Here is a 16,585-nt window from a genome sequence, read left to right as displayed (position 1 = left end):
GGAATGGATCAACGAGGCGTAAAAATTACGGATCGTCACAAGAACGATTATCCGCAATACGAAGTGTCAGCACCCAATGCGATGCCGGATTTGAACGGCGGTAAAGTGGAAGAATGGGCTAACGAGAATAACGTGGGCAACGTGCACGAAGAAATGGCGGCGGATTTCGCTGTAGGCAGCCCGGTTTCCTATGTACCGAGAGAACAAAAAATCGAAGAAGCGGCAGACGCCGTGGAGTCCGGAGGCACAGCCCTCGGATGGGTAGCGCTTGTATTCGCGGCAGCATCCTGGTTCCTGTGGCCGGTAGTTCTGGGCATCACTTCAGCGGTATTGGGCTTTATTGCTTTCCGTCAGGGAGCAAGAGCGCTTGGCGGCTGGGCGATGGCGGTTGGTCTTATTGCCGTATTGCTTTCATTAGTTATTGTTCCTTTTTATTACGCGGTGACTTGAACAAACAGCCTTGGCGGCTACTGCTGCCGAGGCTGTTTTTACATATAACGCAGCCAATAGATGGCGAAGCTGTTTTGTCAATAACTTTGGATTGCCGCTCTGCCCGATTTTACCTATAATTTATAGATGTATGGGAGGGAACAACCGATGATTATTGATATTCAGCACGCTAGCTGGGAACGTGGGGACAAGCAGGTCCTTCATGATATTAATTGGCGGGTTCAGCAGAACGAGCATTGGTGCTTGCTGGGCTTGAACGGATCCGGGAAAACAACACTTCTCAATATGATTAACGGCTATATTTGGCCAACCAGCGGACAGCTTTCGGTACTTGGCAAAAAATTCGGGGAATACGATTTGCGCGAGCTGCGCAAAAGCATCGGCTGGGTAAGCACATCGCTTCAGCAAAAGCTATACGGCAGCGAGACGGCCATCAATATCGTATTAAGCGGCAAATTCGCGACGATCGGCTTATACGATCACACAAATGAAGAGGACCGGGAGCAGGCGCTGGTGCTGCTGACAAATCTGGGCTGTTCGTATTTGGCGGACCGGACCTATGATACGATGTCGCAAGGCGAACGTCAGCGCGTCTTGATCGCAAGAGCGCTCATGGCAAAGCCTAAGCTGCTTATTTTGGACGAGCCATGCACGGGACTTGACGTTTTTGCGAGAGAACAGCTGCTATCTATGATTCATAAGGTGGCAAAGAATGGTCCTACTATTATATACGTCACGCATCATGTGGAAGAAATATTGCCTTGCTTCAGCCACACGCTGCTGATCAAGCAAGGCGAAGTTTTTGCGGCGGGAGCTACTAACGATGTTCTAACCTCTGAGCGAATGAGTCGTTTCTTTGATGTTCCGGTTGAGATTGAACGCCGGGACGGGCGGAACTGGCTGTTCGTCAAAGAATCGGAGTCTCTATGGAACTCGAATTAATTCAACCGCAGTTGAAGCCGGATCCGGGACCAAGGAGAAAAAAGGTTCTGGATTGGCTTCTTACCCGAATTGGTAACCGGCTCGAATACGATGGACCGCTATGGCGTTCCGGTGCGGCGGGGCTCCTGCTGTTTGGGTCCGCAGCAATCATAACCATTGCTTTAGGCATGCCGACCGGTTTCGGGACGGCTATCGACATAGGGGCGTTTGTGCTTGCGAATGCATTGGCCTTGCTCATTGCCTCGCAACTTATTGCCATTATCCTGTCGCTGATGTATGTGCCGGTTCCGCGGCTGTTCGCCGGCTTTCTGATCTATGTCGGCTTCGAGTGCTATTATATTCTGCATTATTCAGATTTTGAAATTATAAATTCAATTGTATGCGCCGTTATTTATACCTCCATAGGCGGTGTTGTTGGCATACTAATCGGCTGGTTCAACCGAAGCCGCATACGATTGATTGCCGGCATTGTGCTTGCCGCCATGATGGTATCCGGTGTGTTTATATGGCTTAAAGAGCCCTTTGGCGGCGGGCATGCGGCTGCTGTATTCGCCGGGTCGGAGGAAATGGGAAGTTCCGAGGTTGCTGCTATCGATGCGGAAGACCCCGGAGAGCCGGGCAGCTACAGCTATCGTTTTTTTACGTATGGCAGCGGTACGGACAAGCAGCGCAAGGAGTACGGAAAAGGCGCCGAGCTGATCTCAGAGTCCGTGAATGCATCCGAATACATTAAGAACTGGTATTGGATGAAGGAAAAGTTCTGGGGCTTTGATGAAGAAGCGCTTCCGTTGAACGGCCGGGTATGGATGCCGGAAGGGGATGGCCCGTTTCCGCTCGTACTGATGGTTCATGGCAATCATCTGATGGAAGATTTCTCCGATGCCGGTTATGACTATTTGGGCAAGCTGCTTGCAAGCCGCGGATATATTGCCATTTCGGTTGACGAGAATTTCTTGAATTATTCGGCCTGGTCGGGTATCCCGGATAATGATTTCAAAGTGAGAGCTTGGATGCTGCTTAAGCATATTCAACAGATTCAAACGTTTAGCGAAGAGACGGATAGCGTTTTTTACAAAAAGGTGGATTTCTCCAATATCGCACTGATCGGGCATTCCCGCGGCGGTCAGGCTGTGGCGATGGCAGCCGACCGGGATGCCTGGTTTGCCGGCGACCGGACGCTGGACAGTTTGAATCAAGAGCAGATTCATATTCAAACGGTAATCGCTCTTGCTCCGACGGATAAAGCGATTGATGACAAGTCAGCTAACCTAAAGGATGTTAATTATCTGGTCCTGCAAGGAGCGCGGGACGGTGACGTAAACGACTTTTACGGAGACCGGCAATATATCCGGACAAGCTTTTCTTCGGATTCCGGTTATAGGAAAGCATCCGTTTATTTGTCTGAAGCGAATCATAGCCGGTTTAATACGGAGTGGGGAACGATGGACGAGCGTCTGCCCGGCGGCCTTTTCCTAAGCCAGCGAGGAATGATGAAGCCCGCGGAGCAGCAGCAGGCTGCGCAAGTCTACGTATCTGCATTTCTGGAAACAACGCTTCGCGATCAAGAGGATTATGTCCCGCTGTTGCAGGATTACCGTACTGGCCTCTACTGGCTGCCGGCTTCCACGGCTTACGTATCCCGATATGAGGATTCGAGCTTTGATAGGATTGCCCGGTACGATGAAGATCGTAACAAGACAACGCTGCCGGAAGGCGGGAAACTCGAGGGAAATAACCTGAAATCATGGGACGAGCTGGACGTGAAGGATCGCGATCATAATAATAAGGGAACAGTTGGCGCGCAAGTCGAGTGGCTGGATGACAGCTCTTATACTTTATCTTTGGCGAAGCCATTCTCGCTTGCAAGCGCGGCCGAGACGAATCGGATGTTTACGTTCTCTCTCGCGAATCTGTCGTCGCAGCTTGATCCTGATCATCGGGATTCCGTTCCGCAGATTCAGATCGAGTTGATATCGACGGACGGGCACGCAATCATTCTTCCGTTAAATGCGTACATGCCGGTTCAGCAGCCTTTCGTGACGACATACACCATCATTCCTTGGCTTGAGAAGACCATCAAGAGCGGTAAGTATAAGCATGATACGGAGTCGGTATTCCAGACATTCCGTGTACCGCTTAATGACTTTGCGGAGGCGGTAGACAACAAAGCGTTATCCATCCGTGAGATCACATTCCGATTTATTGACGGTCCGGGTAAAATCATGCTCGATGATATCGGATTGTCCAATTGAATTTGCAAAAAAAAAGAGCTCCTGTCCGTCAGGAGCTCTTTATGATCCTTAAAATTATTCTTCCTTGAAAGTAAACCGTCTTGCCGCATACAGGAAAGGGGTCGAGCAGAGGGATACGATAAACTTGATGACATAGGTCGAGAGGAATACCGATATCCATACGCTTCCTTCCAGTGTGCCGGCAAACGCGATCGTACAGAAAATTAGGGTATCCACGAACTGGCTGACAACCGTACTGCCGTTGTTGCGGATCCAGAGCTGTCCCGGGGCAGGGAATACCCGCTTAAGAACGGAATAGATCCTGACGTCAAGAAACTGGCTGACGAAATAAGCGCATAAGCTACCGAGCGCAATTTGCGGCATCAGTCCAAAAATCATATGCAGGGCATCGTTGGTATTATGGGCAAGCTCGGAGCTGTCGGGGCGGAAGACAAGCGCCATTTGCATAATAACCGTCGAGGCGATCAGCGTGAAGAAGCCGAACCACACCGCTTTTTTTGCAGCGCGCTCGCCGTACTTCTCGTTAAGCAGGTCGGATGCGAGATAGATGGTCCCATACATCGTATTGCCAAGCGTAATCACGATATCGAAAGGCATTTCGACGGTTTTGACAACTTGTACATTAGCCAGTACGGTGGCCATGCCGATCCAGGCGTAAATACCCACACGGCCAAATAACCGGTAAGAAATCAGAAATAAGGTAAAATGGACGAGCATAAATAGCGCGCCAAACCACAAATTAAACATATTGCCTCCCTGTAGGTCTCGATCTGAAAGTATGCGATGCAGCACTTGCGGCAGGGCATCACAAGGTGTATGATAGATTTTCTGCCTTTGACATTATAATCGCTTGCTATCAGGGTATCAATACGTTTTTTCTTTAGAAGCAGGTTCACCTTGAATTCACCTTGACAGGCAGAGTTTGCTACAATAGTAATCGGACTTTTATAGTTTTTCACGCAACTACGCTTGAAGGAGAGGATAAATCATGCAGGACGAGCAGCGAATAGAGGAGCAGAAGCGAGTAGACCGTGTGATGCGGCTGATCCGCGAACAGTTGGGCAAGCTGCTGCAAAGCTCAAGCGGGATGCGGGAAGATATCGTGGATATCCGTAAAAATTTCTGGGACGACGTTACGCTCAATTTCGAGGATGCGGCTGAAGCCGCGGAGTCCGCCGCCAGCCTGAAGCAGCAGGCTGAGGTTCTTGCGGAGCGGGAGCATAGCCACAGGCATGCGTCGCAACAGGTAAAGCTGTTGCGAAAGCTGGAGCAGACCCCTTACTTCGGGCGCGTCGATTTTATAGAAGATGGCAGTACCGAGGAAGAGCAGATTTATCTTGGAGTCGGCTCCTTGCTGGATGAGAGCGGTTCGAATTATTTGATTTACGACTGGCGTGCGCCCGTCTCGAGTCTGTATTACGATTACTCCCCGGGTCCGGCTCGTTATGTTACCCCTACCGGATCAATAAAAGGCGAGATGACCCTTAAACGCCAATATGTCATCCGCCGCGGCCAAATTGCCGGAATGTTTGATACCGGAGTAACCATTGGCGACGAATTGCTGCAGGAGGTGCTGGGCAAGCATTCAGATGCCCAGATGAAGAGCATTGTAGCTACGATTCAACGGGAACAAAATCAAATTATCCGCAATGAGCGCGCAAGATTATTGATCGTTCAGGGAGCAGCCGGAAGCGGCAAAACCTCAGCGGCCCTGCAGCGTGTAGCCTACCTGTTGTACCGTTACCGGGGATCGCTGGAGGCGGATCAAATCGTCCTGTTCTCGCCGAATCCTATGTTTAACAGTTATGTCGCGACGGTTCTTCCGGAGCTTGGCGAACAGAATATGCAGCAGACAACCTACCAGCAATACCTCGAACATCGTATCGGGCAATCGTTTGCGCTGGAGGACCCGTTTGCTCAGATGGAATATACGCTTGGCGGCATGGACGACCCGGATTACAAGACGCGCATCGCCTCCATTCGGCATAAATCGGGCGCATCCTTCATGAAAGTGATTGAGCGTTATGTGGATACGCTTGGCGAATCGGGTTTATTGTTTAAAGCAATCAAATTCCGGGGGCGGAAGCTGATTGCGGCAGAAGCCATTGAACAGCACTTTTACGGCTTGGACAAAAGCTTCACGGTTCCGAACAGGCTCAAGATGACAGCCGACTGGCTGCTGAAGGAGCTGACCCGATTAAGCAAGGCGGAACGGAAGAAGCAGTGGGTGGAAGACGAGATGGAGCTGCTGGATAAAGAAGCTTATCTCCAAGCCTTTAATGAATTAAGCCGCAAGGAAAGCTATACCTCGGATTCCTTTGATGATTTTGACCGCGAGAAAGACGTGCTGGCTACAATGATCGTCCAGGAGAGGTTCAAACGTTTGCGGAGCCGCGTGAAGAAACTAAAATTTGTCGACACGCAGACCTTATACCTCCTATTATTTGAAAGCGGGCACGCTCCGTGGTTTGTCGAAGAAAGTCGGCCTGAATGGGAAGACATCCGCAGGCTTACCGTGGAACAGCTTAACCGCGGAATACTTACTTATGAAGACGCAACCCCTTACTTATATATGAAGGATTTAATCGAAGGCTTCCAGACCAATACATCGGTAAGGCATTTGTTTATCGACGAAGCCCAGGATTATTCGCCATTTCAATTCTATTATTTGAAGAGAGTTTTCCCGATGGCGAAGATGACCGCGCTTGGAGACCTGAATCAGTCGATATTTGCCCATGCCGCTTTGGGGGACGGATTCGATCCGCTGGGAGAGCTATACAGCAAAGAAGAGACTGAGACGATCGTACTGACTCGCAGCTATCGTTCGACAAAGCAGATTGTCGAATTTACGAGCGGTATGATCGAGGGCGGAAGTCGAATTGTGCCGTTTAATCGTAACGGTGACGAACCTACGGTAACGGCTGCCGCAGACGAAGCGGAGCTGCACGCGATGATTGCGGAGCGTATCCGTCGGCTGCAAGAGGAGGGCGCAAATTCCATTGCGGTCATTTGCAAGACTGCTGAGGAAAGCAAGACAGCCTATGAGGCCCTGAAGTTGAGCTGTCTTGGTATGAGGCTGATTGAGAAGGAAACGGTAACCTTCGAGAACGGTACCGTCGTCATTCCTTCTTATTTGGCTAAAGGCGTGGAGTTTGATGCCGTTATTTTGTATAACGCTTCAAGCAGCGAATATGGCAGAGAGAGCGAGCGCAAGCTGTTCTATACCGCATGCACGCGCGCGATGCATGAGCTGCATCTGTACTACCTCTCGGAGCCGACACCGTTCTTGACGCAAGCCTTGTCCAATAAATAAGCCAGCGGTTACCGGCCGTTACGGACTTCGGGCCAAATATCGCTGACTGCAACCTGCAGTTCTCCTGCAATAAGCTCAGCCGTTAATCGGTTGGGCTTTTGTATATGTCCGTTTCGAAGCTTGGAGATGGTCTGCAACGATATATTCGTCGCGGCAGCCATCTGGTTGGTGCTTATATCCCGCTTAGCCATCCACATCTTAAGCCGTTTGGAAGAATCATAGACCTGCTTGATTGCCGTTAACGGCTCCTCTTGCGCGGATCTGCCTTTATTCCCGAAGATGATCAGCGCGTAGCTGGCATCATCCCGATCGGTTATGGTCAGAGCCCGGAATTCCAGATGAACGGCAATCTCATCTTGTTTGGCGGATGTCAGGACCGTCTCCTGCGTAAAATGCAGGCTGGAGTCGCAAGGCAAATAATTGGCTATGAGCAGTTCAATCGACATTCCCTTTAGCTGCTCCTGTTTATATCCGGAAAGCCTGCAGAAGGCTTCATTCGTTTCATGGATCGTTGTTGCCGTTTTTGATACTCGGACAAGCACCATAGGCTGATCAAGTATTTGGAAGATTTGGTAAAATGCTATCAAGGTTGCTCCTCCTTAATTCCAAGCACGCCAATGTATAAAATCGAGTATAAGCTGTACGCTTGTACGATACAATAGCTTTACTATATTTAACAAATTCGTCAAGAATAAATGGAGTTTGGTTTAATAAATTAAACTTGCTGGCATGAAACGGTTCAATCATGCGGAAGCTGTCATTTCTATGACAAAATAGTAGAGTGTTCAGCTAACAGCGAGTTTTGTATGAACCAAAGTTCTCAGGTAATATAAGAAAACGCAGGTTTGAAACATAGGGGGAACCAAAACAACATGAAAACATGCGGGATCGATAATTGCTCCAAACCGGTCAAGGCAAGAGACCTGTGCTCCATGCACCATCAACGCCTGATGAGACATGGCGATCCGAATACTGTCATGCCTCGCAGGACAAAGAAACTGGTCAATTGCAGCTGGATCAATTGTACAAGTCAAGCCGTATCGAAAGGACTATGTGTCAGGCATTATTACATCGATCGCGTCATGAAGCGAAATCATCAAATTTGATGTTAGATAACATGACATCCATTTTCTGAAAATGGGGTGTTTATTTTCATGAAAGTATGTATAATGGAGGTAACTCCCTATTACCAGAAAATGAATCCTTTAACGCTACGGTACCATTCTAACCAAATGGAGGCGATTGTCGGAAATGATTCAAACGGCACCATTTGGCCTTCTGCTGAGCGATTTGTATCTGTTCAACAAAGGCTGCTCTCACCACAGTTACCGGTTCATGGGTGCACATGTCATGGACTGGGACGGTAAAGATGGCGTCAGGTTTGCGGTGTGGGCTCCGCATGCCAGGGAGGTTCGGCTTGTTGGCCAGCATAACAACTGGGATGGTTCCGGTTCGTTAATGGAACGCGTTTCTTCGACAGGCGTCTGGGTCACTTTTGTACCGGGGCTTGGCGAAGGCGCTGTTTACAAGTACGAAATAATTACCTCTACGGGACAGCGGCTGCTCAAGGCAGACCCTTACGCTTTCCTCGCCGAAAGGCGTCCTCAAACCGCCTCCGTAGTATCTGATCTATACGGATTCCGATGGCGGGATAAGAAATGGGTGGATTCGCGGCACAAGCGGCCGTCATACTCCAATCCGCTTATGCTCTATGAAGTACACGCAGGCTCCTGGAAGCTGAAAGGGGAAGAAAACTTCCTCACCTACGAAGAACTTGCCGATCAGCTGGTTCCTTACGCAGCGAAAATGGGGTATACCCATATCGAGCTGATGCCGATCAATGAACATCCTTTTGACCAGTCCTGGGGTTATCAGATTACCGGCTATTATGCGCCTTCCAGCCGTTACGGCAAGCCTAAGCAGTTGATGAAATTTATCGACCGCTGCCACGCGCACGGCATAGGCGTTATTCTGGACTGGGTTCCCGGACATTTCTGCAAGGATGAACATGGTCTGCGCCGCTTTGACGGTACTCCGATCTTTGAAGGAAATGATGAGCGGCTTGCCGAAAAGCCTTTATGGGGAACGCTGGCCTTCGATTTCAAGCGAAACGAAGTGGTCAGTTTCCTAATCTCCAATGCCATCTACTGGATGGATATGTTCCATTTCGACGGCCTTCGGATTGATGCCGTCGCCAGCATGATCAATCTTCACATGGATAAACCGCCTGAGCTCTTCACCTGGAACGAGTATGGCGGCACCGACAATCTAGACGCTCTCCGCTTCATGAAACGGCTTAACGAAACCATATTTCACTACTACCCAGACGCGCTAATGATCGCAGAAGATTCTTCGGCTTGGCCTGCAGTCACCTCACCTACATACTTAGGCGGGCTGGGATTTAATTTTAAATGGAATATGGGCTGGATGAACGATGTGCTCAAATACATGTCGATCGATCCTGCCGACCGCTCACACCACCACCACTTACTTACTTTCTCACTTTTATATGCTTTCTCTGAAAATTATGTTTTACCGTTCTCGCATGACGAAGTCGTGCATGGCAAACGTTCGCTGCTGAACAAGATGCCGGGCTCCTATGAGGAGAAGTTCGCCCAATTGCGCTTGTTATACGGCTATTGGATTGCCCATCCCGGCAAGAAGCTGCTGTTTATGGGCAGCGAATGGGGGCAGTTCGACGAATGGAAGGACCGCGAACCGCTTGACTGGATGCTGCTGGATTACGAGCTCCACGGCAAAATGCACGACTATGTAAAAGCATTGAACCATGTCTATACCCATGAACCGTCCTTATGGGAAAGAGATCAGGATGCTTACGCATTTCAATGGATTGATGTGAATAATGCTGAACAATCGATCATATCTTTCATTCGTTATGGCAAGCAGGGCTTCACTGTTACGGTTGCCAACTTCTCCAGAAACGGTTATACCCATTATCGATTAGGCGTGCCGCAGCCGGGCTGTTATCGCATGATCCTAAACAGCAATGAGGTACAGTTCGGAGGTTCCGATTCACAGTGTTTACAGAAATACGACAGCGAGAAAGTGAGCTGGCACGGCTATAACCAAAGCATTTCCATCAATCTCCCCCCTTTATCCTTCCAATTATTCAGCTTTGCGGGCGGAGACCACATTAAGAAGGGGTTGGTGTCATGGGTCGAAAAAAGGAAATGATCGCAATGCTGCTTGCAGGAGGAGAAGGCAAGCGACTAGGCGTCCTCACGAAGGATTTGGCAAAGCCTGCTGTCTATTTTGGGGGAAAGTACCGCATTATTGATTTTACTTTAAGCAATTGCACGCATTCTGGCATCGACACGGTTGGCGTTCTTACGCAATACCAGCCGCTCGAATTGAACCGGTATTTGGGCATCGGAAGCCCATGGGGGCTGGACCGCAGGGATGGCGGCATGGCCATTCTGCCTCCATTCGTCAAACAAAAAGGCGGGGTATGGTATAAAGGCACGGCTAATGCGATTTATCAGAATATGGCGTTTATTGAACGTTATGACCCAACCTATGTTCTGGTCATCTCGGGTGACCATATTTATAAAATGGATTACGATCTGATGCTGCAGCATCACAAGAAAAGCGGGGCGGATATTACGATTGCCGGCATTGAAGTGCCATGGAAGGAAGCTAGCCGATTTGGCGTCATGCACGTGGACGACGAAGACCGGATTACGGCTTTCGAAGAAAAGCCTAAAAATCCGACCAGCAATATCGCATCCATGGGGGTTTATATTTTCACTTGGTCGGTACTAAAGAAATATTTGATTTACGACGAGGCCAGCCGCAATTCCAGCCATGACTTCGGCAAGGATGTGATCCCGTCCATGATGAGAGACGGATTGCATCTGAGCACATACGCTTTCCGAGGTTACTGGAAGGATGTCGGCACGATCGAAAGCTTATGGGAAGCCAATATGGATCTGCTTGATGATAAGCCTTCGCTGGATCTGGCCGATAAAGATTGGCGCATTTTCTCCGTCAGCCCTAACCGTCCTGCCCAATACGTGGCTTGCGGGGCAAGCGTATCCTCCTCTATGGTGACGGAAGGCTGCATTGTGGAAGGGGATGTCGAACGCTCCGTTTTGTTCTTTGGCGTTACGACAGGCAAGAACAGTATCGTTAGCGAATCGGTTATTATGCCGAATGTGAAGATTGGCGAAGGAGCCCGCATCTACCGGGCGATTATTGGCGAAGGTGCCGTGATTGAAGACGGCGTATGCATCGGCAGTCCCGATGATGATGCGATTACCGTTGTTGCTGTAGGCGAGTTTGTATCCAATGAACCTGTGCTGCTGGAGGTGGAGCCGTCATGAAGCATCAAGTTATGGGCGTTATAAATCTTATTCATGAAAACGATGATATGGAGCGGCTGACACAAAACCGCTGCCTTGCTACCGTGCCGTTTGGCGCAAGATACCGGCTTATCGATTTCATCCTGTCAAGCATGGTGAACTCGGGAATCAATAAAGTAGCCGTATTCGCACACACGAAATACCGTTCCCTCATGGATCACGTTGGTTCCGGCGACCATTGGGACTTAAATAACCGTCAGAGCGGCTTGTTCCTGCTTCCTCCGGCAACGGACGACATTCAGGAAATCAGCCGCGGGGACTTATACCATTTCTACCAGCACCGCGACTATTTCAACCGTTCTACGCTGGAATATGTCGTGATTGCCCGCAGTCATATGGTATGCAACATTGATTTCGAGCCTATTATTGAGGCACATAAGGAACGCGAAGCGGATATTACGATCGTATGTAAACGAGATGCCGATCTGATGGGCGGCAAGGCCCGCAAGATGAAGATGGATGCTGACGGCCGCGTCACGGCGATGCAGGACCATTACGGAAGAATGAACAGCGACATCTCTTCCATGGAGATGTACGTGATGCGCAAGGATCTTCTGATGGAGCTCGTCGAGACATCCCTTGCACAGGGGCAGGACCATCTGGTCCGCCACGCGATTTTCTCGCGGATCGATAAGCTTCGCGTCTATGGTTATTTGCACGAAGGTTATCTGGCTGTCGTCAATACTCTGTCAAGCTTCTACCAGAGCAGCATGAGCCTGCTTCGCCCGGAAGTATGGCGCGAGTTGTTCTTCCAGCCCGGAATGGTCTTCACGAAAGGCAAGGATGAGCCGCCAGCCCGCTATTTGGGAACCTCAAAAGTAACCGATTCCCTTATTGCTAACGGCTGCCGTATTGAAGGAACCGTCGAGAACAGCATTCTGTTCCGCGGTGTCCATGTCCGCAAGGGTGCCGTTGTCCGGAACAGCATCATTATGCAAAACGGCGATATCGGCGAGAACAGCCTGGTCCAGCATTGCATTCTGGATAAGGATGTACGCGTGCAGTATGACCGCGATATCCGCGGTTCTTCTGATAATCCGTTTCTGGCAGGCAAGCGTAAGATTATATAAATAGCAAATAAATTTATGGATAGGGTATGAGGTGATCAGGCGTGAATATATTAATGGCCGCTTCCGAAGCAACTCCGCTCGCCAAATCGGGCGGATTGGCCGACGTTGCAGGAGCTTTGCCAAAGGCGCTTAAGCAGCGTGGAGCCGATGTACGCATTATTATGCCAAAGTATGAAGAGATCCCGGATTATTATATTCAGAATTTTGAGCGAATTGCAGAATTTTATGTAAATTTTGGCTGGAGAAGCCAATATTGCGGATTGTACCGGGCGGAAATCGACGGTGTGGTCTTTTATCTGATCGATAATGAGTTCTACTTCAGGCGCAGAGGGCTGTACGGCTATAACGATGATGCGGAGCGTTTTGTCTTCTATAGCGTTGCCGTGATGGAGGCAGTCCGATATCTGGATTTCACGCCGGATATCGTTCATTGCCATGACTGGCAGGCCGGACTTATTCCGTTCCTGCTCCGCACCCGTTACTCGAATGATCCGGCCTGGGACGGCGTGAAGTCGGTATTCACGATCCATAATCTGATGTATCAAGGATTGTTTGGGATTGACCAGCTGAAGGATCTTCTCGGAGCGGGAGATGAGATGTTTACCGCCGACAAGCTGGAGTTCCACGGTGCCGCAAGCTGCCTGAAAGGGGGGCTTGTCTACGCGGACAAGCTGACAACGGTCAGCGAAACCTATGCCCGGGAAATCCAGGGCTGGGAGCACGGCGAGAAGCTTGACGGTCTGCTGCGCAGCCGCTCCGGCGATTTGACAGGCATTATTAACGGGATTGATACCGACTTGTATGACCCGATGAACGACGATGCCTTACATACGCCTTACCGTTCCTCTATTTCCCGCAAACGGAAAAACAAGCTGAGCCTGCAGGCGGAGCTTGGTCTTCCCGAGTCGGAGGAAACCCCGCTAATTGGCATTATTAGCCGTCTGGTGGAATCGAAGGGACTGGATTTGATCACCTGGAAGCTTGACGAGCTTATGCAGGAGGATGTACAGCTTGTTGTTCTCGGAGCGGGAGACTGGCATTACGAGAATGCCATGAATCATTTGGCCGCCCGTTACCCGGATAAAGCTGCCGTATGGCTTGGTTATAATGACCGCCTTGCAAGAAGGATCTATGCAGGCTCGGATATTTTCCTGATGCCGTCCCGGTTTGAGCCTTGCGGCTTAAGCCAGCTGCTCGCTCTTCGTTACCGCTCCATTCCCGTAGTCCGGGAAACTGGCGGTCTAAAGGATACGGTCCTCTCCTATAATGAAGATACCGGGGAAGGCAACGGCTTCAGCTTCACGCACTATAATGCGGACGATTTCATGTATACGGTGAGACGGGCGCTGCACTTCTACCGCGACGAAGCCGTATGGCGCCGCATTGTAGAGAATGCCGGCAAGGAGGATTACAGCTGGAGCCGCTCGGCTAAAGCTTATATAGCCTTGTACGATCAACTTCTTGCTTCTCGAAAGGGGACTGAAAGATGGCCCGTCACCTTGTAATCGGCAATGGCAAGTTGCTGCTCAATTTGGATCAACATTGTTTTATTCGGGATATTTATTTTCCGTATGTCGGACAGCTAAACCATGTGGGCGGTCACTATTGCCGGTTCGGGATCTGGATCGGAGGCGCGTTTTCTTGGCTGGATGAGAAGGAATGGACGTTTGAGCTTAACTATATCGAGGATTCCCTCGTGACAAACATTGTTGCGAGGCACGAGGGATTAGGCGTAGAGCTGCAAATGAACGACGGTATTCATCAGCGGGAATGCATCTACATTAAACGGGTTGTTGTGCGCAACAGAAGGAACGACAGCCGGGAAGCCCGGTTGTTCTTCCATCAGGATTTGATGATTGAAGGCTCGGAAGTAGGAGATACGGCTGCCTATTATCCGGAAAACAATACGATGTTTCACTACAAGCGCTCGAATTACTTCATGTTCAGCGGCTGTTCGGATGAAGGCGGCATCATGCAGTATTCAACGGGTATAAAAAGATTTCACTCCGCGGAGGGAACCTGGCGCGACGCGGAGGACGGCGTGCTCATGGGCAATACCATTGCCCAAGGCTCGGTTGACAGTACGATTGGTCTGCGGACAACGGTTCCTGGCAATGGCGAGAAGACGCTGTATTACTGGATGTCCGTCGGCAAAAATCTCGAGGAGGTCAAAATCCTTCATAAATACGTAAAGGATAATCATCCCGAGAAGCTGCTCAGCCGGATCGTCATTTACTGGAAGCATTGGCTGCAGCGTTCCGAGGCCGATCTAGGGAATTTGCCCAAAGAGGTCACACGGATGTTCAAGCATAGTCTGCTGCTAGTACGGACTCAGGTGGATGAACGCGGCGCCATATTGGCTGCGAATGATACCGATATCTTGCAGTACAACAGGGATCATTACAGCTATATGTGGCCGCGGGACGGCGCGCTGATTGCCGAGGCGATGTCTCTGGCCGGATATCAGAGCGTCATAGCGCCGTTTTTCCATTTCTGCGCCAACGCGCTCTCGCCGGACGGGTATTTGTATCACAAGTACAATCCGGACGGTACGGTAGGCTCCAGCTGGCATCCGTATATTGTGAAGGGAAGCCAGAGGATACCCATTCAGGAGGATGAGACCGCGCTTGTCCTGTTTGCGTTGTGGCAGGACTACTCGCGAAATCAGGTTATCGAGCTGCCCCAATCGTTGTACAGCAATCTTATCCGGAAAGCCGCTTCCTTCCTCAGCGAATATATCGAGCCGGAGCTTTCGCTTCCGAAGCCAAGTTATGATTTATGGGAGGAGCGGTACGGGATTTGGACGTATACGGCTGCTTCCGTCTATGCGGGACTAATGGCAGGCGCCTTTTTCACCGAGCTGTTCGGAGATTACGAGCGGAGCGACCATTACCGCAATATGGCGCATACGATCAAGACCGGGATCTTGACGCACCTCTGGGATGAAGAATCCGGCCGTTTCGCCCGCGGGCTTGTATACCGGGATAACCGCTGGGTGAAGGACATGACGCTGGAGAGCAGCATTTTCGGATTATGGGAGTTTGGCGTTTTGCCGGTTCATGATGAACGAGTGCAAAAGACGATGAATGCGATAAAGGAAGGTCTGCGGATTAAGACTCATATCGGCGGTATCGCCAGATATACCAATGATTATTACTTCCAGCAATCCGGTGAAATCGACCAGGTACCGGGCAATCCGTGGATCATATGCACGCTGTGGGTTGCGAATTACGAGATTGAATCCGCGCTCACGCTGGCAGACCTGGAAGGACCGCTAAGGACGCTGGAATGGGTCGTTGAGCATGCATTGTCGAGCGGACTGCTTCCGGAACAGCTGAACCCTTATGACGGCTCGCCGCTGTCCGTGGCTCCGCTCACCTGGTCGCATGCGACCTTTGTTCAAAGCGTCAGCAAATACGCTGCGAAGTATAGAGAGCTTCAAGGCGCAAAGCAATGATTCATAAAGTAAAGCCGCTTAGCTGTCAGCTAAGCGGCTTCTTTTTCACCCCATCCGCTTCTTAGAAGAAGCTGCAGGTACGAATGATGATAACCAGCAATACGAATAAAACAAGAATAAAGGCTGCGCTATTGTTCCGGACTCCGTGAACCGGTCCATAGCCCGTATTAGCTCCTGCTACAGGGTAACCCATTGTTCATTCCTCCCGAGTCGTTGTCTTGATTGTCAATTACAAGACCAATATATGAGCGGAGTGGGTGGAGGAATTGGACATTTGTACCTGTGCAGATGCATTTGATGAATTCGCCTAGGTGAGATGGATCATCGTTTTTTCATATTGCCGGATATCTTTGATCCTTGATTCTGCGGTAGTCCGCATCGAATTGCCCGCCAGCAGGCTAGAGGTGGAGCCGACGCCAACCACGCTGATGCAGCCTACATTAATGCGCGGGCAGTGGTTCACCCGCTTGACTCGAACATCCTCTCCGGCGTCTGCAACCGGGTCGATAAGCTTTGGGAGCGGACGGCTGAAGATCGGATAGGACTCGAAATAAACGCTTCCCGCTTTGGTATGGTCAATGGCGCGCTGTACGGCAAGAGCGTACAGTTTTGGCGTGCCTTCTGCACGATCCCCGAATTGGATAATCGACCCGATCGAGACGTCGATAACGGATACCAGCCCAATGTGGGATACCCGTATCGGATAAGCCTCCTCCATT

Annotated in this window: 13 protein-coding genes; 9 read left to right on the top strand and 4 right to left on the bottom strand. The window is 50.3% G+C overall.

Features of this window, described 5'->3' with window-relative positions:
* The first annotated feature begins 3 nt into the window (after positions 1-3).
* The 3 genes from WFK81_RS13860 to WFK81_RS13850 all read left to right on the top strand — a co-directional run bounded on the left by WFK81_RS13860 (position 4) and on the right by WFK81_RS13850 (position 3,644).
* Positions 4-450: a DUF4190 domain-containing protein gene (locus WFK81_RS13860; RefSeq protein ID WP_336786997.1), complete on the top strand. Its 447-nt coding sequence runs from the start codon at positions 4-6 to the stop codon at positions 448-450.
* 147 nt (positions 451-597) lie between these two features.
* Positions 598-1,392 carry an ABC transporter ATP-binding protein gene (locus tag WFK81_RS13855; RefSeq protein ID WP_336786996.1) on the top strand — a complete coding sequence of 265 codons (795 nt, stop codon included), beginning with the start codon at positions 598-600 and terminating at the stop codon, positions 1,390-1,392.
* Positions 1,377-3,644 carry an alpha/beta hydrolase family protein gene (locus WFK81_RS13850; protein ID WP_336786995.1) on the top strand — a complete coding sequence of 756 codons (2,268 nt, stop codon included), beginning with the start codon at positions 1,377-1,379 and terminating at the stop codon, positions 3,642-3,644. Before WFK81_RS13855 ends, WFK81_RS13850 begins: the two co-directional genes overlap by 16 nt.
* Positions 3,645-3,698: 54 nt before the next feature.
* Here WFK81_RS13850 and WFK81_RS13845 read toward each other — a convergent pair whose 3' ends face one another.
* Positions 3,699-4,391 (bottom strand): queuosine precursor transporter, encoded by a 693-nt coding sequence (locus tag WFK81_RS13845; RefSeq protein WP_336786994.1) that lies wholly within the window; start codon positions 4,389-4,391, stop codon positions 3,699-3,701.
* A gap of 241 nt (positions 4,392-4,632) precedes the next feature.
* On the opposite strand from WFK81_RS13845, the gene helD reads away from it, so the two are divergent.
* Complete coding sequence (gene helD, locus WFK81_RS13840) at positions 4,633-6,957, top strand: RNA polymerase recycling motor HelD (protein ID WP_336786993.1); 2,325 nt, start codon at positions 4,633-4,635, stop codon at positions 6,955-6,957.
* 8 nt (positions 6,958-6,965) lie between these two features.
* Here helD and WFK81_RS13835 read toward each other — a convergent pair whose 3' ends face one another.
* Positions 6,966-7,544 carry a helix-turn-helix domain-containing protein gene (locus WFK81_RS13835; protein ID WP_336786992.1) on the bottom strand — a complete coding sequence of 193 codons (579 nt, stop codon included), beginning with the start codon at positions 7,542-7,544 and terminating at the stop codon, positions 6,966-6,968.
* 664 nt (positions 7,545-8,208) lie between these two features.
* Here WFK81_RS13835 and glgB point away from each other — a divergent pair.
* The 5 genes from glgB to WFK81_RS13810 are packed head-to-tail and all read left to right on the top strand — an operon-like array spanning position 8,209 to position 15,866.
* Positions 8,209-10,152 (top strand): 1,4-alpha-glucan branching protein GlgB, encoded by a 1,944-nt coding sequence (gene glgB / locus WFK81_RS13830; RefSeq protein ID WP_336786991.1) that lies wholly within the window; start codon positions 8,209-8,211, stop codon positions 10,150-10,152.
* Positions 10,131-11,300, top strand: a complete 1,170-nt coding sequence (locus WFK81_RS13825; RefSeq protein ID WP_336786990.1) for a glucose-1-phosphate adenylyltransferase — start codon at positions 10,131-10,133, stop codon at positions 11,298-11,300. The genes glgB and WFK81_RS13825 overlap by 22 nt, the downstream gene beginning before the upstream one ends.
* Positions 11,297-12,409 carry a glucose-1-phosphate adenylyltransferase subunit GlgD gene (glgD, locus tag WFK81_RS13820; RefSeq protein WP_336786989.1) on the top strand — a complete coding sequence of 371 codons (1,113 nt, stop codon included), beginning with the start codon at positions 11,297-11,299 and terminating at the stop codon, positions 12,407-12,409. Before WFK81_RS13825 ends, glgD begins: the two co-directional genes overlap by 4 nt.
* A gap of 41 nt (positions 12,410-12,450) precedes the next feature.
* Entirely contained in the window at positions 12,451-13,914 is a 1,464-nt protein-coding gene (gene glgA / locus WFK81_RS13815) for a glycogen synthase GlgA (protein WP_336786988.1), read from the top strand.
* Positions 13,896-15,866, top strand: a complete 1,971-nt coding sequence (locus tag WFK81_RS13810; RefSeq protein ID WP_336786987.1) for a glycoside hydrolase family 15 protein — start codon at positions 13,896-13,898, stop codon at positions 15,864-15,866. Before glgA ends, WFK81_RS13810 begins: the two co-directional genes overlap by 19 nt.
* 61 nt (positions 15,867-15,927) lie before the next feature.
* On the opposite strand, the gene WFK81_RS13805 is transcribed toward WFK81_RS13810, so the two are convergent.
* Together WFK81_RS13805 and WFK81_RS13800 are read right to left on the bottom strand one after the other, a co-directional pair.
* Positions 15,928-16,059, bottom strand: coding sequence for a sporulation protein YjcZ (locus WFK81_RS13805; protein ID WP_336786986.1), 132 nt, complete (start codon positions 16,057-16,059; stop codon positions 15,928-15,930).
* Positions 16,060-16,173: 114 nt separating this feature from the next.
* On the bottom strand, positions 16,174-16,584 hold the full coding sequence (locus WFK81_RS13800; RefSeq protein ID WP_336786985.1) for a spore germination protein GerPE: 411 nt from the start codon (positions 16,582-16,584) through the stop codon (positions 16,174-16,176).
* Position 16,585: the final 1 nt, after the last annotated feature.

Source organism: Paenibacillus sp. MMO-177, assembly GCF_037147795.1.
In the GTDB taxonomy this organism is placed as follows: Bacteria; Bacillota; Bacilli; order Paenibacillales; family Paenibacillaceae; genus Pristimantibacillus.
This window is presented reverse-complemented; position numbering and strand designations above follow the sequence as displayed.